The 20,596-nt window shown below is 60.0% G+C and carries 16 protein-coding genes; 10 read left to right on the plus strand and 6 right to left on the minus strand.

All coding sequences use genetic code 11. The features are described 5' to 3' along the window. Positions 1 to 405: 405 nt before the first annotated feature. The 6 genes from tig to AC07XZ_RS20000 all read left to right on the plus strand — a co-directional run bounded on the left by tig (position 406) and on the right by AC07XZ_RS20000 (position 8,925). A complete protein-coding gene (tig, locus tag AC07XZ_RS19975) occupies positions 406 to 1,716 on the plus strand; it encodes a trigger factor (RefSeq protein ID WP_011335037.1) in 1,311 nt (436 codons plus the stop codon). A 92-nt stretch (positions 1,717 to 1,808) separates the two neighbouring features. After that, the gene (clpP, locus tag AC07XZ_RS19980; protein ID WP_007951559.1) at positions 1,809 to 2,444 is read left to right on the plus strand and encodes an ATP-dependent Clp endopeptidase proteolytic subunit ClpP; all 636 of its coding nucleotides are present in this window, start codon (positions 1,809 to 1,811) and stop codon (positions 2,442 to 2,444) included. Between the two features lie 113 nt (positions 2,445 to 2,557). Then, a complete protein-coding gene (gene clpX / locus AC07XZ_RS19985) occupies positions 2,558 to 3,841 on the plus strand; it encodes an ATP-dependent Clp protease ATP-binding subunit ClpX (protein ID WP_007951558.1) in 1,284 nt (427 codons plus the stop codon). Positions 3,842 to 4,004: 163 nt separating this feature from the next. Continuing rightward, positions 4,005 to 6,401 (plus strand): endopeptidase La, encoded by a 2,397-nt coding sequence (gene lon, locus AC07XZ_RS19990; protein ID WP_085745914.1) that lies wholly within the window; start codon positions 4,005 to 4,007, stop codon positions 6,399 to 6,401. 148 nt (positions 6,402 to 6,549) lie between these two features. Then, positions 6,550 to 6,822: an HU family DNA-binding protein gene (locus tag AC07XZ_RS19995; RefSeq protein ID WP_002552737.1), complete on the plus strand. Its 273-nt coding sequence runs from the start codon at positions 6,550 to 6,552 to the stop codon at positions 6,820 to 6,822. A 231-nt stretch (positions 6,823 to 7,053) separates the two neighbouring features. Next, the gene (locus tag AC07XZ_RS20000) at positions 7,054 to 8,925 is read left to right on the plus strand and encodes a SurA N-terminal domain-containing protein (protein ID WP_102687135.1); all 1,872 of its coding nucleotides are present in this window, start codon (positions 7,054 to 7,056) and stop codon (positions 8,923 to 8,925) included. A 60-nt stretch (positions 8,926 to 8,985) separates the two neighbouring features. On the opposite strand, the gene AC07XZ_RS20005 is transcribed toward AC07XZ_RS20000, so the two are convergent. Further along, on the minus strand, positions 8,986 to 10,191 hold the full coding sequence (locus tag AC07XZ_RS20005; RefSeq protein WP_102687136.1) for an MFS transporter: 1,206 nt from the start codon (positions 10,189 to 10,191) through the stop codon (positions 8,986 to 8,988). Between the two features lie 122 nt (positions 10,192 to 10,313). Between AC07XZ_RS20005 and AC07XZ_RS20010 the strand changes: the two genes are divergently transcribed. Both AC07XZ_RS20010 and AC07XZ_RS20015 read left to right on the plus strand, forming a co-directional pair. Continuing rightward, positions 10,314 to 11,213, plus strand: a complete 900-nt coding sequence (locus AC07XZ_RS20010) for a LysR family transcriptional regulator (protein ID WP_102687137.1) — start codon at positions 10,314 to 10,316, stop codon at positions 11,211 to 11,213. Between the two features lie 92 nt (positions 11,214 to 11,305). Then, a complete protein-coding gene (locus AC07XZ_RS20015) occupies positions 11,306 to 12,163 on the plus strand; it encodes a DUF2242 domain-containing protein (protein ID WP_102719551.1) in 858 nt (285 codons plus the stop codon). A gap of 320 nt (positions 12,164 to 12,483) precedes the next feature. Here AC07XZ_RS20015 and AC07XZ_RS20020 read toward each other — a convergent pair whose 3' ends face one another. Beyond that, a complete protein-coding gene (locus AC07XZ_RS20020) occupies positions 12,484 to 13,524 on the minus strand; it encodes an AraC family transcriptional regulator (protein WP_102687139.1) in 1,041 nt (346 codons plus the stop codon). Positions 13,525 to 13,527: 3 nt separating this feature from the next. Next, positions 13,528 to 14,652 (minus strand): nitrilase-related carbon-nitrogen hydrolase, encoded by a 1,125-nt coding sequence (locus tag AC07XZ_RS20025; protein ID WP_102687140.1) that lies wholly within the window; start codon positions 14,650 to 14,652, stop codon positions 13,528 to 13,530. Positions 14,653 to 14,856: 204 nt separating this feature from the next. Here AC07XZ_RS20025 and AC07XZ_RS20030 point away from each other — a divergent pair, with 204 nt between their 5' ends. After that, positions 14,857 to 16,896 (plus strand): NADPH-dependent 2,4-dienoyl-CoA reductase, encoded by a 2,040-nt coding sequence (locus AC07XZ_RS20030; protein ID WP_102687141.1) that lies wholly within the window; start codon positions 14,857 to 14,859, stop codon positions 16,894 to 16,896. Between the two features lie 41 nt (positions 16,897 to 16,937). Then, complete coding sequence (locus AC07XZ_RS20035; protein ID WP_085745921.1) at positions 16,938 to 17,846, plus strand: 1-aminocyclopropane-1-carboxylate deaminase/D-cysteine desulfhydrase; 909 nt, start codon at positions 16,938 to 16,940, stop codon at positions 17,844 to 17,846. On the opposite strand, the gene AC07XZ_RS20040 is transcribed toward AC07XZ_RS20035, so the two are convergent. The 3 genes from AC07XZ_RS20040 to AC07XZ_RS20050 form a co-directional block, all read right to left on the minus strand. Next, on the minus strand, positions 17,843 to 18,397 hold the full coding sequence (locus AC07XZ_RS20040; protein ID WP_102687142.1) for a cytochrome b: 555 nt from the start codon (positions 18,395 to 18,397) through the stop codon (positions 17,843 to 17,845). The genes AC07XZ_RS20035 and AC07XZ_RS20040 overlap by 4 nt on opposite strands. 196 nt (positions 18,398 to 18,593) lie before the next feature. Beyond that, entirely contained in the window at positions 18,594 to 19,421 is an 828-nt protein-coding gene (gene phnX / locus AC07XZ_RS20045; RefSeq protein ID WP_085745923.1) for a phosphonoacetaldehyde hydrolase, read from the minus strand. Positions 19,422 to 19,478: 57 nt separating this feature from the next. Then, complete coding sequence (locus AC07XZ_RS20050; RefSeq protein WP_102687143.1) at positions 19,479 to 20,588, minus strand: 2-aminoethylphosphonate--pyruvate transaminase; 1,110 nt, start codon at positions 20,586 to 20,588, stop codon at positions 19,479 to 19,481. Between the last annotated feature and the right edge of the window lie 8 nt (positions 20,589 to 20,596).

A 20,596-nucleotide genomic window follows, 5' to 3' on the forward strand; every position in this document is an offset into this window, starting at 1 on the left:
CCCCATATTCCGAAAGGCGCCAGATTTAACAGTCTGGCGCCTTTTTTGTTTTACGGTTTCGGATTTTGGCGGCTGCAGGTTTCGGGTCGCAGGGCAGGGTGCTTCGTCGTATCAATGTTGCTCGATGATGCTGCACTGCCCGTCGGCCTTGCTTGCGAGGTCGGCTGTCAGGGAGATGATTCAACCGCCTCTATATATAGAAGAGGTTGGCGCAGAGCCCTGGCTTGAATTGGCTGTATTTGCTAACAGGGCGAGGCGCAACCGTTTGTCCCCGCCTTCAAATGGCCTGCTGTTTTTTTACCCGTTTTCAGTAGGGTGACTTCTTGAGTTTGACCTACTAGAATGCTTGCCCTTGATTCTTGGGTCGGAAACGGCCGGCTAACGTCTGTGCAACGAGGAATATCCATGCAAGTTTCTGTTGAAAATACTACTGCTCTTGAGCGCCGCATGAGCATCACCGTGCCGGCTGAGCGCATCGAGACTCAGGTCAACAAGCGTCTGCAGCAGACTGCCCAAAAGGCCAAGATTGCTGGCTTCCGTCCAGGCAAAGTGCCAATGAGCGAAATCAAGCGCCGTTTCGGTGCTGATGCGCGCCAGGAAGCGATCGGCGACGTGATCCAGTCCTCCTTCTACGAAGCTGTGGTTGAGCAGAAGCTGAACCCGGCCGGTTCGCCGTCGATCGAGCCTAAGTCGCTCGAAGCTGGCAAGGACCTGGAATACGTAGCCGTATTCGAAGTGTTCCCCGAGTTCACCGTTGCCGGCTTCGAAGGCATCACCGTCGAGCGCCTGAGCGCTGACGTGGCTGACGCCGATCTGGACAAGATGCTGGACATCCTGCGCAAGCAGAACACCCGTTTTGAAGTAGCCGATCGCGCTGCCCAGAACGAAGACCAGCTGAACATCGATTTCGTTGGCAAGGTTGACGGCGAAGTGTTCGCTGGCGGTTCCGCCAAGGGCACTCAGCTGGTACTGGGTTCCGGCCGCATGATCCCTGGCTTCGAAGAAGGCCTGGTTGGTGCTAAAGCCGGCGAAGAGCGCGTTCTGAACCTGACCTTCCCAGAGGACTATCAGAACCTGGACCTGGCTGGCAAAACCGCCGAGTTCACCGTGACTGTAAATACCGTTTCCGAGCCAAAACTGCCTGAGCTGAACGAAGAGTTCTTCGCTCAATTCGGCATCAAGGAAAGCGGCATCGACGGTTTCCGCACCGAAGTTCGCAAGAACATGGAGCGTGAACTGCGTCAGGCGATCAAATCCAAGGTCAAGAATCAGGTAATGGACGGTCTGCTGGCCACCAACCCGATCGAAGTGCCTAAGGCTCTGCTGTCCAACGAAGTTGATCGTCTGCGCGTGCAGGCTGTTCAGCAGTTCGGTGGCAACATCAAGCCAGACCAACTGCCGGCCGAGCTGTTCGAAGAACAAGCCAAGCGTCGCGTTGTACTGGGTCTGATCGTTGCTGAAGTGGTCAAGCAGTTCGACCTGAAGCCAGACGAAGCCCGCGTTCGCGAAATGATTCAGGAAATGGCTTCGGCTTACCAAGAGCCTGAGCAGGTCGTGTCCTGGTACTACAAGAACGAGCAGCAACTGAACGAAGTCCGTTCGGTTGTGCTGGAAGAACAAGTTGTGGATACTGTTCTGCAGAAAGCTAGCGTGACCGACAAATCGGTCTCTTACGAAGAAGCGGTCAAGCCGGTAGAAGCTCCAAAAGCCGACTGATTGTTTTTGCGTTAGAAGCACACACCATAAGCCAGCCTTCGAGCTGGCTTATGCGTATTCAAGACATGACTATTTGGGAGTGACTGCAGAGCATGTTCCGTAATTCCTATATTCAGCAGAACTCTGATATCCAGGCCGCCGGCGGCCTGGTCCCGATGGTTGTCGAGCAATCTGCTCGTGGCGAGCGCGCCTATGACATCTACTCGCGTCTTCTCAAGGAACGAGTGATCTTTCTGGTGGGTCCTGTAGAGGACTACATGGCCAACCTGATTTGCGCGCAATTGCTGTTCCTTGAAGCGGAAAACCCGGACAAGGACATCCATCTTTACATCAACTCCCCGGGCGGTTCGGTGACAGCGGGCATGTCGATCTACGACACCATGCAGTTCATCAAGCCAAACGTATCGACTACCTGTATCGGTCAGGCGTGCAGCATGGGCGCATTCCTGCTGACGGCCGGTGCACCTGGCAAGCGTTTCTGCCTGCCGAACTCGCGCGTGATGATTCACCAGCCACTGGGCGGTTTCCAGGGCCAGGCATCGGACATCGAAATCCATGCCAAGGAAATCCTCTTCATCCGCGAGCGTCTGAACACGCTGATGGCCAAGCACAGCGGCCGTACGCTTGAAGAAATCGAGCGCGACACCAACCGCGACAACTTCATGAGTGCAGAAGCTGCGAAGGAATACGGTCTGATCGACGAAGTGATCAACCAGCGCCCAGCTTAAAAATAAGCAGCTCAAAATAGGCTTGGTCGGCGCGTCTGATCAGCGGCGGGCTTGAAAAAGCCCGCAATAGCCTTCATCTTGTGTTGCAAGCCTATCGGATTTGGATCGAACGAATGACTGACACCCGCAACGGCGAGGACAACGGCAAGCTGCTCTATTGCTCCTTCTGTGGCAAAAGCCAGCATGAAGTGCGCAAATTGATTGCCGGCCCCTCGGTCTTTATCTGCGACGAGTGCGTCGACCTGTGCAATGACATCATCCGCGAGGAGGTGCAGGAAGCACAGGCCGAAAGCAGCGCGCATAAATTGCCTTCGCCTAAAGAAATCAGCGGCATCCTTGATCAGTATGTAATTGGTCAGGAACGTGCCAAAAAGGTTCTGGCAGTAGCGGTGTACAACCACTACAAGCGTCTGAACCAGCGTGACAAAAAGGCTGACGACGTCGAACTCGGCAAGAGCAACATCCTGCTGATCGGCCCGACAGGCTCCGGTAAAACCCTGCTGGCCGAAACCCTGGCCCGCTTGCTGAACGTTCCGTTCACCATCGCCGACGCAACCACCCTCACCGAGGCGGGTTATGTGGGTGAAGACGTCGAGAACATCATTCAGAAGCTGCTGCAGAAGTGTGATTACGACGTAGAGAAAGCCCAGATGGGCATTGTCTACATCGACGAAATCGACAAGATTTCCCGCAAGTCCGACAACCCGTCGATTACCCGGGACGTTTCCGGGGAAGGCGTGCAGCAGGCCTTGCTCAAACTGATCGAAGGCACGGTCGCTTCGGTTCCGCCGCAAGGTGGCCGCAAGCATCCGCAGCAGGAATTCCTTCAGGTTGATACCCGCAACATCCTGTTCATCTGCGGTGGCGCATTCTCCGGTCTGGAGAAGGTCATTCAGAACCGTTCCACCAAGGGTGGCATCGGTTTCAACGCAGAAGTGCGCAGCAAGGAAGAAGGCAAGAAAGTCGGTGAGTCCCTGCGTGAAGTCGAGCCTGACGACCTGGTCAAGTTCGGTCTGATCCCGGAATTCGTCGGTCGTCTGCCGGTCCTCGCGACGCTGGACGAGCTGGATGAGGCTGCGCTGATGCAGATTCTCACCGAGCCGAAAAATGCCCTGACCAAACAGTATGCCAAGCTGTTCGAGATGGAAGGCGTGGATCTGGAGTTCCGTTCCGACGCGCTGAAATCGGTCGCCAAGCGTGCCCTGGAACGTAAAACCGGTGCCCGTGGCCTGCGTTCGATTCTCGAAGGTGTGCTGCTCGACACGATGTATGAAATCCCCTCGCAGTCCGAGGTGAGCAAAGTCGTGATCGATGAAAGCGTGATCGAAGGCAAGTCCAAGCCACTGTATATCTACGAAAACAGTGAGCCGGCTGCCAAGGCTGCACCTGACGCGTAAGCGCCCGGTCTGCCGGTACAAAGAAGGGGCCTTCGGGCCTCTTTTTTTTTATGTCGTTTTTTACATCCGCTTTGCGCTTGTTTTTTTTCAAGGCAGCCCCCATCTTGGTTTCAAGCTTAATTCCATCTGATTACGGCCATATGGCCGCCGTAGAGGCGAAATCATGAAGACCACCATCGAATTGCCTCTCCTGCCATTGCGTGATGTCGTTGTGTATCCGCACATGGTTATCCCGCTGTTCGTGGGGCGCGAGAAATCCATCGAAGCCCTCGAGGCCGCGATGACGGGCGACAAGCAGATCCTGCTGCTGGCCCAGAGAAACCCGGCTGACGACGATCCCGGTGAAGAAGCTCTCTATCGCGTAGGTACCATCGCCACTGTTCTGCAGCTGCTCAAGCTGCCTGACGGCACCGTCAAGGTTCTGGTCGAGGGCGAGCAGCGTGGCGCTGTCGAGCGCTTCAGCGAAGTCGATGGCCACTGCCGTGCCGAAGTCTCGCTGATCGAGGAAGTCGACGCCGCCGAGCGCGAATCCGAAGTGTTCGTGCGCAGCCTGCTGTCGCAGTTCGAACAATATGTGCAGTTGGGCAAGAAAGTCCCGGCTGAAGTCCTGTCGTCGCTCAACAGCATCGACGAGCCTGGCCGCCTGGTAGACACCATGGCCGCGCACATGGCGCTGAAGATCGAGCAGAAGCAGGAAATCCTCGAAATCATCGATTTGTCGGCCCGGGTCGAGCACGTTCTGGCCTTGCTGGACGCCGAGATCGACCTGCTGCAAGTCGAAAAACGCATTCGTGGCCGCGTCAAAAAGCAAATGGAGCGCAGTCAGCGCGAGTACTACCTGAACGAGCAGATGAAGGCCATTCAGAAGGAGCTCGGCGACAGCGACGAAGGCCACAACGAAATCGAAGACCTGAAAAAGCGTATCGACGCTGCCGGTCTGCCGAAAGATGCTCTGGCCAAGGCCACTGCCGAGCTGAACAAGCTCAAGCAGATGTCGCCGATGTCTGCCGAAGCCACCGTGGTGCGCTCGTACATCGACTGGCTGGTTCAGGTGCCGTGGAAGGCTCAGAGCAAGGTGCGTCTGGACCTGGCCCGTGCCGAAGACATTCTCGACGCCGATCACTACGGCCTCGAAGAGGTCAAGGAACGCATCCTTGAATACCTCGCCGTGCAGAAGCGCGTGAAGAAAATCCGTGGCCCGGTGTTGTGCCTGGTCGGTCCTCCGGGCGTGGGTAAAACCTCGCTGGCCGAGTCGATCGCCCATGCCACCAACCGCAAATTCGTGCGCATGGCCCTCGGTGGCGTGCGTGATGAAGCGGAAATCCGTGGTCACCGTCGGACTTACATCGGTTCGATGCCAGGAAGATTGATTCAAAAGATGACAAAAGTGGGTGTGCGCAACCCGCTGTTCCTGCTCGATGAAATCGACAAAATGGGCAGCGACATGCGTGGCGACCCGGCGTCGGCGTTGCTGGAAGTGCTCGATCCTGAGCAGAACCACAACTTCAACGACCACTATCTGGAAGTCGATTACGACCTTTCGGATGTGATGTTCCTGTGCACCTCGAACTCGATGAACATTCCGCCGGCGCTGCTGGACCGGATGGAAGTGATCCGTCTGCCGGGTTACACCGAAGACGAGAAGATCAACATTGCGGTCAAGTACCTGTCGCCGAAGCAGATTGCAGCCAACGGCCTGAAGAAGGGCGAGCTGGAATTCGACGAAGAAGCGATCCGCGACATCATCCGTTACTACACCCGCGAAGCCGGTGTGCGTGGCCTCGAGCGGCAGATTGCCAAGGTCTGCCGCAAGGCGGTCAAAGAGCACGCACTGGAAAAACGCTTCTCGGTAAAAGTGACAGCTGATCTGCTGGAGCATTTCCTCGGCGTTCGCAAGTTCCGATACGGTCTGGCCGAGCAACAGGATCAGATCGGTCAAGTGACCGGCCTGGCCTGGACTCAGGTGGGCGGCGAACTGCTGACCATCGAAGCCGCCGTAGTGCCGGGTAAAGGTCAACTGATCAAGACCGGTTCGCTGGGTGACGTAATGGTCGAATCGATCACTGCGGCCCTGACCGTGGTGCGCAGCCGTGCCAAGAGCCTGGGCATTCCGCTGGACTTCCACGAGAAGCGTGACACGCACATCCACATGCCGGAAGGCGCTACGCCGAAAGACGGCCCGAGCGCCGGTGTAGGCATGTGTACTGCGCTGGTGTCGGCTTTGACGGGTATTCCTGTGCGCGCCGATGTTGCCATGACCGGCGAGATCACCCTGCGTGGTCAAGTCCTTGCCATTGGCGGTCTGAAGGAAAAACTGCTGGCCGCTCACCGTGGCGGAATCAAGACAGTGATTATTCCGGAAGAGAACGTGCGCGATCTGAAGGAGATTCCTGACAATATCAAGCAGGATCTGCAGATCAAACCGGTTAAATGGATTGACGAGGTCCTGCAAATTGCGCTGCAATACGCGCCGGAGCCCTTGCCGGATGTGGCTCCGGAGATAGTTGCCAAGGACGAAAAACGTGAGTCTGACTCTAAGGAAAGAATTAGCACGCATTAATACGCTTTTGCCTGGGGGGCTTCCTTGACAGCTTTTTAGAGCCCTTGTTATAAAGCGGCTCTTAAGTGTCTGTAGGCCATTCAGCACTCGTTTTTGCTTTCACCAAAAAACTTAGAATCATACTCAAATAGATATAAGGGGACTTAGAGTGAACAAGTCGGAACTGATTGATGCTATCGCTGCATCCGCTGATATCCCGAAAGCTGCTGCTGGCCGTGCGCTGGACGCTGTAATCGAATCCGTCACTGGCGCTCTCAAGGCTGGCGACTCCGTTGTTCTGGTTGGTTTCGGTACTTTCTCCGTGACTGATCGTCCAGCTCGCATTGGTCGTAACCCACAGACCGGCAAGACTCTGGAAATCGCGGCAGCCAAAAAGCCAGGTTTCAAAGCCGGTAAAGCCCTGAAAGAAGCCGTCAACTAAGTTTGATTCAGGTTTTTACCCATCCGGGTCGGGGTCATGCCTGACTTGGCAGCGGAGCGGTAGAGCAGGCGGTTGGAATAGCTGCCTGTCACACCGGGATCGAGGGTTCGAGCCCTGTCCGCTCCGCCAGTTACGAGAAGGCGCATCCTCGGATGCGCCTTTCTTCTATCCGGATTCTACCCACGCTCCACGGTTGCCTAATTTTGAAGTTCAACCGTTTCTGGGGGACGCATGCTGCAGAATATCAGGGACAATTCACAAGGCTGGATTGCCAAGACCATTATCGGAGTCATCGTTGCACTGATGGCTCTGACCGGTTTCGACGCCATTTTCCAGGCCACGACTCACAAGAATGAGGCGGCCAAGGTCAACGGTGAAGAAATCAGCCAGAACGAGCTGAGCCAGGCGGTGGATATGCAACGCCGTCAGCTGATGCAACAACTGGGCAAGGACTTCGACGCTTCCTTGCTGGACGAAAAAATGCTGCGCGAATCGGCCCTCAAGGGTCTGATCGATCGCAAGCTGCTGCTGCAAGGCGCAGAACAATCGAAATTCGCTTTCTCCGAAGCGGCCCTGGATCAAGTGATCCTGCAGACGCCTGAATTTCAGGTCGACGGCAAGTTCAGCTCCGACCGTTTCGATCAGGTGATCCGTCAACTGGGCTACAGCCGCATGCAGTTCCGCCAGATGCTGGCTCAGGAAATGCTGATCGGCCAACTGCGCGCCGGTGTGGCAGGCAGCGGTTTCGTGACCGATGCTCAGGTGCTGGCCTTCGCCCGTCTGGAAAAACAGACCCGCGATTTCGCCACGCTGAACATCAAGGCTGACCCTTCGGCCGTGAAGCTGACCGATGACGAGGTCAAGGCTTACTACGACGAGCACGCCAAGGAATTCATGACCCCGGATCAAGTGGTCATCGATTACCTGGAGCTGAAGAAGGCTTCGTTCTTCGATCAGGTCGCCGTCAAGGACGAAGACCTGCAGGCGGCGTATCAGAAAGAGATCGCCAACCTGTCGGAACAGCGTCGTGCGGCGCACATTCTGATCGAAGTCAACGACAAGACTACCGAAGCTCAGGCCAAGGCGAAGATCGAAGAAGTCCAGGCGCGTCTGGCCAAGGGCGAGAAATTCGAAGCGCTGGCCAAGGAGTTCTCGCAGGATCCGGGTTCGGCCAACAACGGCGGTGACCTGGGTTATGCCGGTCCTGGCGTTTACGATGCAGCCTTCGAGAAAGCCCTGTACTCGCTGAACAAGGATCAGGTGTCCGAGCCGGTTCGCACCGACTTCGGTTTCCATCTGATCAAGCTGCTGGGTATCGAGGCGCCTGAAGTGCCGACGCTGGCCAGCCTGAAAGACAAGCTGACCCGCGAGCTGAAAACCCAGCAAGTCGAGCAGCGTTTCGTCGAGGCGACCAAGCAACTGGAAGACTCTTCGTTCGAAGCATCCGACCTGGCCCAGCCAGCGCAGGATCTGAAACTGACCGTGCACACCTCCAAGCCGTTCGGCCGTGAAGGTGGCGAAGGCGTTGCAGCCAACCGTGCTGTAGTGACTGCCGCGTTCAGCACCGAAGTGCTGGAAGAGGGTGCCAACAGCACAGCTATCGAGCTGGATCCGGAAACCGTGATCGTGCTGCGCGCCAAGGAGCACCTGAAGCCTGCTCAATTGCCGCTGGAAAGCGTGGCCACCGCCATTCGCGCCCAGTTGACCAAAGAGCACGCCAGCGCGGCTGCCAAGACCAAGGCGGAGCAACTGATCGCCAGTCTGCGTGATGGCAAGACCCCGCTGGACAAGGCGGTGGACGGTCAGAGCTGGAAAGTTACCGAAGCAGCAAACCGCGCTCAGGAAGGCGTTGATCCGGCGGTGCTGCAAGCGTTGTTCCGCATGCCGAAACCGGCCGCGAAGGACAAGCCGACCTTCACCAGCGTAACGCTGGCGGACGGCAGCCTGACCATCGTGCGCCTGAACGGCGTGAACGAAGCAGCGGCTCCGACCGATGAAGAGAAAGCGCAATACCGTCGCTTCCTCGCATCGCGTGTGGGCCAGCAAGACTTCGCGGCGTACCGCAAACAGCTGGAAGCCGAAGCCGACATCAAGCGTTTCTGATGCCTGGCTGAGCCGCAAGACCCGAGCCCCGGATGCAAATCCGGGGCTTTTTTATGCACGCTATCCGGCGTTCGGGAAACCATGGCTCCGGGCATTGGTGGTCGCATACAGAGTCAGCAGCAACAGACCCGCGACAATCCACGGGTAACTCCCGACGCCCAGGTTGTTCAGCAGCAGACCGCCCGCAAGCCCGCCGCCGGCAATGCCGACATTCCATAGAGTCACCAGCATCGATTGCGCGGTATCGGCAGCCTCCTTGGCAGTTTTCGCCAGGGCTGTCTGCAACAGCGAGGGCATCGCGCCGAACGCCAGACCCCAGACGGCGGTGGCGGTGTAGACCACGCCCGGCGATTCGCGCCACAGGCCCAGTGCGATCGCTGACAGCAGGAACAGCATTGCACTGACCAGCGCCAACTGACGCAGCCAGCGATCAATCAGACTGCCGACGATCCACAGGCTCAGTACTGACGCCAGGCCGAATACCAGCAACACTCGGTCGATTTCTCCGCCAAGTCCCGATGGCTCCAGAAATGGCGCGATGTAGGTGTACAGCAGGTTGTGCGCGACGACGTAGGACAAGGTTACAAACAACACGGATCGCACGCCCGGCAGGGTAAACACCTGGCGCAGTGGCAGGCGTTTGCCGGCGCGTTCACCGGCGAAGTCCGGTACTTGCCAACGCACCCAGATCACCAGCAGCACGGTCAGCCCGGTCATGATCGCGAAGCTCAGGCGCCAGCCGACCGCCGTGCCCAGCAGCGTCCCGGCCGGAATGCCCAGCGACAGCGCAAGGGGTGCCCCGAGCATGGCCACCGTAATGGCCCGGCCTTGCAAGTGGGGTGCGACCATCCGGCTTGCGTAGCCGGCCAGCAACGCCCACAGCAGCCCCGCGAATACGCCCGCGATCAAGCGTGCAATCAGGGTCAGCCAGTACAGCTCCGACAGCGCAGTGATGCTGTTGGCAATGGCGAACCCACCAATGGCCGACAGCAGCAGCGGGCGTCGACGCCAACCCCGGGTGGCAATGGTGAGTGGAATGGCCGCCAGCATCGAACCAATGGCGTACAGCGTGACCAGTTGCCCGATCAGGGCCTGAGAGACATCAAGCCCCGCGCTCATCTGTGGCAACAGGCCGGCGGGCATCGCCTCGGTCAGCACGGTGATAAATCCGGCGGTGGCCAGTGCGAGCAATGCACCCAGCGGTAATCGTTCTGCGGGCTCGACGGTGCCGGCGAGCGTGGGGGAAGTGAGTGGCGCATCGTTCATGGGCGGGTTTCCATTTTGCCAAAGGAGACGAAGGCCATAGGGTAGGGCGCTGCACATTCGGGAAAAACAGGTTAGGGTTCCGAACATCTCGGACAAGAATGTCGTGAATCAGGGAGGGATAAATGGACAGCCTGGGCAGTATTTCGGTGTTCGTGCAGGTGGCGGAAACCCGCAGTTTTACCGAGGCCGTTCGCTTGCAGGGCGTGTCTTCGTCGGCGGTCGGCAAAAGCATCGCCCGCCTGGAGGCACGGCTCAATGTGCGGTTGTTTTACCGCACCACTCGCAGCATCACGCTGACCAGCGAAGGCGCGCTGTTTCTTGAACGTTGCCGCAAGATCCTCGCGGAGGTCGAAGCGGCTGAATTTGAAATGTGCGATGCCGCAGCGGCGCCTCACGGCAAGTTGCGGGTCAGCCTGCCGCAGGTGCATGACCTGGTGATGCCGGTCATGAACGAGTTCATGGCGCTGTATCCGCAGATCGAGCTGGATCTGGACCTGACCGATCGCATGGTGGATGTGGTGGACGAAGGTTTCGATGCGGTGATCCGAACGGGTAAACCGCGAGACTCGCGACTGATGGCACGACCGTTGGGCGAGTTTCATATGGTGTTGGTGGCCAGTCCCGCGTATCTGCGCGAGTGCGGCGAACCTCAGACCCCGGCCGAACTGACGCAGCACGCCTGCCTGCGCCATACGTTTCACGCCACGGGCAAACTGGAGTCCTGGCCGCTCAAACGCGAGGAGGGCGCGCCCGAGCCGACCCTGCCGACACGTCTGGTCAGTACCTCGATCGAAGCCGTGCGGCATGCGGCGCTGGCGGGCATGGGCATCGCCTGTCTGCCGGACTTCATGATCCATGAATCTCAGCAACAGGGTCGCCTGCAGCGCGTACTGGAGGAGCATCTGCAGCACGTCGGGCAGTTCTGGGTTTTGTGGCCGTCGAGCCGGCACGCAACTGCCAAATTGCGGGTGTTCATCGATCATTTATCGGCGCGACTTTTTCCTGTCGCTCATGACCGGTAGAGTTGTAACTGTTTTAAGACACTAATCCATACGCCGCGGGGCAGCGATCTGTTGCACAATACGCCCCGGACCGTTTTCCCTCAGGATGTTTAATGTTGAATTCTATTCCCGTGCGTTTCATCGGGTTGGCGTTGTTGCTGACCGCCGCTGCCGGCTGCTCCAAGGACAAGCCCATCTACGAGCATGAGAATTTCGACGACTCCGGCACCTTTTCGCGCAATTACCCGGTGACCGACACCGCCAGTTGCGAAGCGGCCCGCCGAGCGTTGCTCAGCCAGGGCTATATCATTACCAGCAACGACCCGAAACTGGTCAGCGGGCACAAGAGCTTCCAGCAGACCGGCGAAACCCACCTTGAGATCAGCTTCAACGTGGTGTGCGCCGATGATGGCAGCGCCGGCCATCACGCCACCGTGTTCGCCAACGCCCTGCAGGACCGCTACGCGCTGAAGAAGACCAACAACTCGGCCAGCCTCGGTGTCGGCGTGCTGGGCTCGGTGTCGATGCCGATCGGCTCGTCTGACGATTCGATGGTCAAGGTGGCCAGCGAAACGGTGTCGTCGCAGAAGTTCTACGAGCGTTTCTTCACCCTGGTTGAGCTGTTCCTGCCGGCCGATGCGAAGAAAGCTGCGCACATCACCGAAAAACCCAAGACTGACCTGGGTGTGCCGGAAGCCAAAGCGGCACCGGCTCCGCTGGCTCCAGCCCCTGCGGCTGAACCGACCACGGCCCCAGCGCCGGCCGCTGAGCCCGCTGCGGCACCAGCGCCTGCAGAAGCGGCCCCGGCCAGCTCCGAACCTGTAGCACCGCCGGCCGAAGCTGCACCGATCACCCCGGCACCGGTTGCCGAGCCTGCGCCCGCCACGGAAACCATCACGCCGCCGGCCAACCCGACGGACATACCGCCGCCCTCCGAGCCGATTCCGGCCATGCCTGCCTCCGGGCAGTGAACTTCACGCCACGCCTCCGACCGCTGTCGGACGCGTGGCGTTTTGTTGTTTCCCTTGAGCTTCTTCCTGCAAGCCCCGTCGAAAAATTTCCCGCGATAAATTCCTGACCGCCTGCTACGTTTATTTCATGAAGGACGCGTTTCATTTTTCCTTCACACGGGCACTTTATGCTCGAGGCACTGGTCATTTGTTCCAGGCCATTTCAAGCAAGCAGTAGGGGGATTACGCAATGGATGACTATCAAGAAGAACTGCTCGAATTCCAGGCCTTTGAGCTGGATTCACCAGAGCCTGCGGAAGACGCCACCGAGCTGTGAGGCGTCAGCCTGTCTTGCGGTGACTGCGGCGAAATTCGCCCGGTGTCTGGCCGTTCCAGCGCTTGAAGGCGCGCTGGAAAGCTTCGGCCGAGGCAAAGCCCAGCAGGTAGGCAATTTCACCGAATGCCAGTTCGGTGTCGCGGATGTAGGTCATCGCCAGATCACGGCGGGTGTCATTGAGGATCGCGCGAAACTGCGTGCCTTCCTCGGCCAGCTTTCGCCGTAACGTCCAGGTCGGCAGCTTCAGGCGTGCCGCCACTTCTTCCAGGTCCGGTTCCCGGCCGCCATTGAGCAATGGCCCGAGCAATTGCGTGATGCGTTCACGCAGGCTGCGGGTGCGGGTCAATTGCTCCAGTTCCCGTTCGCACAGACCGAGCAAATGTTTCCAGGTGCTGGGGCAATGCTCCGGGTTGCGTTGGGCCAGGCTGGTGAGGCTCAGACGCAATTGATTGTGTTCGGCGCCGAACTGTATCGGGCAATCGCCCAGCACCGCATAAGCGTCGCGATAATCCGGGCTATCGAATTCGATCTCGATCCGCTCGGTGCGCAAGGGCTCGGGGCTGACGCTGGACAACTGCTGCAGCCAGCCGGCGATGATCGAATCCACCACAAAGCGGTTGTAGGCGTTGTACGGGCTGATCGAGTAGAAGCGCAGCCACGCACCGCTGGCGTCTTCGTGGAAACTCGACTGGCCGCGATAGTTGGAGCCGTACAAGGGTTCGAAGCGAGTCAGGCAGCGAGCGGCTTCGCGCACGGTTGGCGCCTGCGCGGCGGTCACACCGGCCAGCCCGGCCTGACTCAGGCGACTGAGCCGGCCCATGCGCAAACCCAGTGCCGGATCGCCGGTAAGCTGAATCGCGCCATGCCCCAGGCGCATGTAGCGCGGGATCGACAGGCGCGCCCCGGCTTCGGCCAGTCGTGCGGCATCCAGGCCGTACTGCTCGAGCAATGGCAGCGGATCGACGTCATGGCTGCGCACGGCATCGGCCAGGCTGTGGACGAAGCCCACCGACAGATCCCCGAGACGCATGGGCTGCGGTTTCATGGGTTACAACCAGAGGTTCAGCAGGCGCGCGCCACGGGCTTCGCTGTCAGCGAATTGCTGGCCGTTGCTGCTGAGGAAACTTTGCCCGGAACTCGGTTTGTCCCAGAACTGCCCGCGCAGAAACACACTCATGCCGGCCAGCGCCTTGCTGGCCGACGGTTGCGCGGTCAGGGTCAATTGGTGCCAGGCCTGGCCCTCGCTGACGGCTCCCGGTTTCAGGCTGACCGAGTCCGGCACGCTCAAGCCTTTGTAACCCTTCCACGGTTGATCCCACACGCCATGACCTGTGATCAGCGCCGGGACCGCAATCAGTTGCGCGCCTTGCTCATCCAGTTTGCGGTAGTTGTCCGGATACCAGCTGTCTCTGCCGATGAGCACGCCGAGGCGCCCGGCCGGGGTATCGACCACATTGATCCGGGAAGCCTCGCCGGAGCTGTCGTCCTGATCGAAGATCGGGCGCATCTGCCGTTGTGGCTGGCCGAGCGGGGCACCGTCGCGGCCAAACACTACGGTGCTGTTGTACAGCTCACCACTGCCGGTCTTGAGCCGGCCATCGATGATGTTCGGTTCAGGCAATACGATCGAGCCGGCCACCAGGGTGATGTGGAATTCCTTGGCCAGGCCACCGAACAGCGCCTGATAGTTCTTGGCCATGTCCCGAGATTTCATCCGCAGGTGCGCGTCATCCAGACGGCTGCTGCCCTTGGCGGCGAGCCAGGCGCGAGCAAACTGCACCGGATTGCTCGCGGCCAGCCAGTTCATCGCTTCGGCGAGGGTGGCGGCCTGGTACAGCTCGTCTTTCTCGCCGCTGATCATCAGCCAGGTGCCGACATGCTCGGGCAGGATGACCACGGTTTTATCATTCAACAGCCCCTGATCCTGCGCCTGCTGCAAATAGGCGGCGAGCTTGCGGTGCAGGCGTTCGGGGCTTTGGTAGTCGGTGGGGAACAGCTCGGGCTGGATGCCCAGCAGGTTGCCGCGATCGGCGGGCGTGCCCTGATCGACCGCCAGTTTGATCCGCAGGTCCGACAGGTAATGACCGGCCGGGCGGTCAGCCGCCCACATGGCGTAGAAGGTGAGCGCGGCGATGAGCGCCATGGAAAAAGTCAGGTACAGAAGTTTGCGCATGAAATCCAACAACAACCGGGTACAGGGTGTGCGGACAGGGTAGGGCGCCAGCCCCGGCTTGCCAAGGGGCGCTGCGCATTTGGATCAATAACTTGTCAGTTTCGGTCATTGAGTGACAGCGATGCGACTCCTAATCTGTCGAGCATGACTGACGGGGGACGCAGAGCTCCCGCATTTTCCGTGATCGCTGCTGTGGAGTTAACGATGACCGCCACTCAATACCCGCACCTGTTGGCCCCGCTGGACCTGGGATTCACCACGCTGCGCAACCGCACCCTGATGGGCTCGATGCACACCGGCCTTGAAGAGAAGCCGGGTGGTTTCGAACGCATGGCGGCGTATTTTGCCGAGCGTGCCCGTGGCGGTGTCGGCCTGATGGTCACCGGCGGTATCGGCCCGAACGACGAGGGCGGTGTGTACTCCGGCGCAGCCAAGCTGACCACCGAGGAAGAAGCGCTCAAGCACCGCATCGTCACTCGCGCTGTGCATGATGCGGGCGGCAAGATCTGCATGCAGATCCTCCACGCCGGCCGTTATGCCTACAGCCCGAAACAGGTCGCGCCGAGCGCCATCCAGGCGCCGATCAACCCGTTCAAGCCCAAAGAGCTGGACGAGGAAGGCATCGAGAAGCAGATCAGCGATTTCGTCACCTGCTCGGTACTGGCCCAGACCGCCGAGTACGACGGCGTGGAAATCATGGGCTCGGAAGGTTATTTCATTAACCAGTTCCTCGCCGCCCACACCAACCACCGCACCGACCGTTGGGGCGGCAGCTACGAAAACCGCATGCGCCTGCCGGTGGAAATCGTACGCCGCGTACGTGAAGCGGTCGGCCCGAACTTCATCATCATCTTCCGTCTGTCGATGCTCGATCTGGTGGAAGGCGGCAGCACCTGGGAAGAAATCGTCACCCTGGCCAAAGCCATCGAGCAGGCCGGCGCGACCCTCATCAACACCGGTATCGGCTGGCACGAAGCGCGGATCCCGACCATCGCCACCAAAGTGCCGCGTGCGGCGTTCAGCAAGGTCACCGCCAAGCTGCGTGGCTCGGTGAGTATTCCGCTGATCACCACCAACCGTATCAACACCCCGGAAGTCGCCGAGCAGATCCTCGCCGAAGGCGATGCCGACATGGTCTCGATGGCGCGGCCGTTCCTCGCCGATCCGGACTTCGTCAACAAGGCAGCTGAAGGCCGCGCCGACGAAATTAACACCTGCATTGGTTGCAACCAGGCCTGCCTCGATCACACCTTCGGCGGCAAGCTCACCAGTTGCCTGGTCAACCCGCGTGCCTGCCACGAGACCGAACTCAACTACCTGCCGGTCAAGCAGATCAAGAAGATCGCCGTGGTCGGTGCCGGTCCTGCCGGTCTGTCCGCTGCCACCGTGGCCGCCGAGCGCGGGCATCAGGTGACCTTGTTTGATTCGGCCAGCGAAATCGGTGGCCAGTTCAACGTCGCGAAACGTGTGCCGGGCAAGGAAGAGTTCTACGAAACCCTGCGCTACTTCAAAAGCAAACTGCAGACCACCAACGTCGAGGTGTGCCTGAACACCCGCGTCGACGTGGCGAAACTGGTCGAGGGCGGTTACGACGAAGTCATCCTGGCGACCGGCATTGCGCCGCGTCTGCCGGCGATTCCGGGTGTCGAGAACGCCAAGGTGCTGAGCTACCTGGATGTGTTGCTTGAGCGCAAACCGGTCGGCAAGCGTGTGGCGGTGATCGGTGCCGGCGGTATCGGTTTTGACGTCTCGGAATTCCTCGTCCATGAAGGCGTGGCCACCAGTCAGGATCGCGCCGCGTTCTGGAAAGAGTGGGGCATCGACACGAATCTGGAAGCCCGTGGTGGCGTGGCCGGGATCAAGGCTGCACCGCACGCACCGGCGCGCGACGTGTTCCTGCTGCAACGCAAGAAATCCAAGGTCGGCGACGGTCTGGGCAAGACCACCGGCTGGATTCACCGCACCGGTCTCAAGAACAAGCAGGTGCAGATGCTCAACAGCGTCGAATACCTGAAGATCGACGACGAAGGCCTGCACATCCGCATCGGCGAAACCGGCGAGCCGCAAGTGCTGCCGGTGGACAACATCGTCATCTGCGCCGGCCAGGATCCGCTGCGCGAGCTGCACGACGGTCTGGTCGAAGCCGGGCAGAACGTGCACCTGATCGGCGGCGCCGATGTGGCGGCCGAACTGGATGCCAAACGTGCGATCAATCAGGGTTCGCGTCTGGCCGCCGAGCTCTGATCCACCCTAGAATGCCGGCTCTTTGCACAGAGCCGGCCTTCATGTTTCTGCCTCCCACCGACTGGCTACCTCAAGCCCCCCTCGAAGCGCTTCATCTGGACTGGCTCACCGCCGCCGGCGTTGAAGTCGCGATCCTGCGTCTCGACCGGATCGATCCGCTGATCAGCGGCAACAAGTGGTTCAAACTCGTCGAACATCTCAAAGCTGCCGACCGTGCGGGCGCCGAAGGCATCATCAGCCTGGGCGGTGCGCACTCCAATCATCTGCATGCGCTGGCGGCTGCGGGCAAACGCCTGGGATTCGCAACGGTCGGGCTGTTGCGCGGGCATCAGCAGGACACGCCGACGGTGAGGGATCTGCGGGATTTCGGCATGCAGCTGCACTGGCTCGGTTACGGCGGCTATAGGGCGCGGCACGAGCCGGGGTTCTGGCAGCCGTGGCTGGCGCAGTATCCGACGCTGCATCCGGTGCCTGAAGGGGGCGGCGGGTTGCCGGGCGCGCAGGGCTGCGCGGCACTGAAGGATCAGGTCAGTCAACAACTCGGTAAGCTCGGCTGGGACGACTACCACGGTTGGTGGCTGGCCTGCGGCACGGGCACCACGCTCGCGGGATTGGTGTTGGCCGAGTCCGGACAACATGCGGTGTACGGCGCAATGGCCGTGCCCGACGATCACGGCGTCGCGGCCAATCTCGAGGCAATTGTGGGCAAGGCTGGAGGCTACGAACTGATCGACGCCAGTCGTGGCGGTTTCGCCAAGGTCGATCCGGCGTTGCTTGAATTCATCGCGCAAACCGAACAGGCCAGCGGCATTCCCCTCGAACCGCTGTACACCGGCAAAGCCTTGCTGGCGCTCAAACAACAGATCGAGGCGGGTCGCTTTGCCCGCGGTTCACGCTTGATCTTCGTCCACACCGGCGGCTTGCAGGGTCGGCGTGGATTCGACGGTTAACCCTGGCTGCGCTTGGGCATCATCCGCAGCAGCGTGTTATCGCGCACCACGTAATGGTGATAGATCCCCGCCAGCGCATGCAGGCCGATCAGCCAGTAGCCGATGGTGCTGATCAGCACATGCCAGTGCTCGACGTCTTTGGCGAACACCTTGTCTTCATTCACCAGCAACGGCAGGTCGAAACCGTAGAACATCACCTGATGACCTTCGGCGCTGGTGATCAGCCAGCCGAGAATCGGCATGCTGATCATGAACAGGTACAAGGCCCAATGCATCAAGCGTGCGAGGGTGGTTTGCCACTGTGGCGAGGCCGGGAAGATTTTCGGCGCCGGGCCCAGGCTGCGGGCGAACAGGCGAAACCAGACCAGCACGAACACGGTCAGCCCGAGCATGTAATGCACTTCGCGGATCAGCGTGCGACCGCCGCTGCCCTTGGGAAACAGCCCGCGCAATTCCATGCTGGCGTACACCAGCACCAACAGCACCAGCATCAGCCAGTGCAACAGGATCGACACGGTGCTGTAACGGGATTCGGAATTTGTCCACGGCATACGGCGTTCCTCACGGTTCAGGGCTCAAGCGTGCCGTTCTGCGACGGCATGCCTTAACTGTAATCCCCTTTGACGCGTTTGCCCGAGGCTAAAAAAGCTTTCACTGAGCTGAGTCAGCGATTTGACTGAAAACGCCCATGAAAAAACGCCAGTGTCGGGCAGACACTGGCGTTTTTGTTTGCGGCAGACGGCGCTATCAGCTGCTTTGCGGCATCTCGCCGTTGGCCAGGCGCTTGTTGATGTCGGCAATCACTTCCGGCAGATCGGTGATGGTGTCGATCATGTAGTGCGGGCGCGAACCTTCGAACAGCGCGTGAATGCGCTTGCGCTCACTGGCCAAGGCGTCGCTGCCCAGTGCGCGATAGCCTTCGTAATCCAGGCCCAGCGCGTTGCCGGAGCAGATCAGCGCCACGGTCCACATGCCGGCGCGACGGCCTTCGAGAATCCCCGGCACGGTGTCGTCGATCTTCACGCAGGCGGCGACATCGTCGATGCCCAGCGCAATCACGTTGGCCAGCGCCTGGGCTGGCCATGGGCGGCCGTTCGGCACTTCGTCGGTGGCGACGACGTGGTCGGCGACGTAGCCGTTGGTGGCGGCGAGTGCCACAACCTTGTCCATCACCTGCTTCGGATAACCCGAGCAGGAACCGATCTTGATCCCTTGCTGACGCAGGTTGGCGATGGTCTCCAGCGCGCCGGGAATCAGCGCCGAATGCTCGGCGATTTTCTCGATCTGCAGCGGCATGAAGCGGTTGTAGATCGCGGTCACGTCATCGTCGGTCGGGGTGCGGCCGAACGCCTTGCGATAGCGCTCGGCAACCTGCGGCTGATCGCACAGGGTGCGGATGTGATCCCACTTGCCCATGCCCATCGGGCCACGGGCCTCTTCGATGGAAACCTGGACGTCGAACTCGGCGAAGGCTTCGACGAAGATCTGGGTCGGTGCGAAAGAACCGAAGTCGACCACGGTGCCGGCCCAGTCGAGGATGGCGGCTTGCAGCTGGGTTGGGTTGTTGTAGTTCATGTTGGTCAGAATCCTGTGTGGGCAATGCAATTCAAATGAGGGAGCGGGCCGGGTGAATCAGATGTCGAGCACTTCCATCTCGCGCAGCACTTCACCCACCGCCGCGACGGCTTCGCGCATCTGCGCGGGGGTGACGTGGCCGATGCAGCCGACGCGGAAGGTTTCGACCTGGGTCAGCTTGCCGGGGTAGAGGATGTAACCCTTGGCCTTGACCCGTTCGTAGAAGTCCTTGAACTGGTAGCGCGGATCTTTCGGTGCGTGGAAGGTCGCGATGATCGGCGCCTGAATCGCAGCAGGCAGGAAGCTGCGCAAGCCGAGTTTGCCCATCTCTTCCATCAGTGCCTGGCAGTTGGCGGCGTAACGCGCATGCCGCGCCGGCAGGCCGCCTTCTTCGTTGTATTGCAGCAGGGCTTCATGCAACGCGGCGACCACATGGGTCGGCGGGGTGAAGCGCCATTGGCCGGTCTTCTTCATGTAGCTGTGCTGGTCGAACAGGTCCATCGCCAGCGAATGCGAATTGCCGGCGGCTGCGGCCAGAGATTCCTTGCGTGCAAACACGAAGCCCATGCCCGGCACGCCTTCCAGGCATTTGCCGGAGGCGGCAATCAGCGCGTCGAACGGGACTTTTTGCGCATCCACCGGCAGTGCGCCGAAGGAGCTCATGGCATCGATGATCAGGCGTTTGCCGTGTTGCTCGACGACCTGGGCGATCTCCGGCAGCGGGTTGAGGATGCCGGTGCTGGTTTCGCAGTGGATCAGCGCGACGTGGGTAATGTCGCTGTCGGCACGCAGCAGGCGGTCGACGTCGGCGGCGGTGGTCGGTTCGTCTTCAGCGGTTTCAAAGGTGCTGAACGAGCGGCCGAGCACTTCGCAGATTTTCGCCAGACGTTTGCCGTAGGCGCCGTTGATCAACACCAGTACCTTGCCGTCGCGGGGGACGAGGGTGCCGATCGCGGCTTCGACAGCGAAGGTGCCGCTGCCCTGCAAAGGTACGCAGTGATGGCTGTCGGCGCCGTTGAGGATCGCCAGCAGTTGTTCGCACAGGCTGGCGGTCAGTTGGTTGAAGCGGTCATCCCATGAACCCCAGTCGACCATCATCGCCTGGCGGGTGCGGGCCGAGGTGGTCAACGGGCCGGGAGTGAGCAGGATGGGTGCGGCAGTACTCATTCGTGTGT

This window comes from Pseudomonas sp. GW458-11-26-14-LB4 (genome assembly GCF_059423925.1).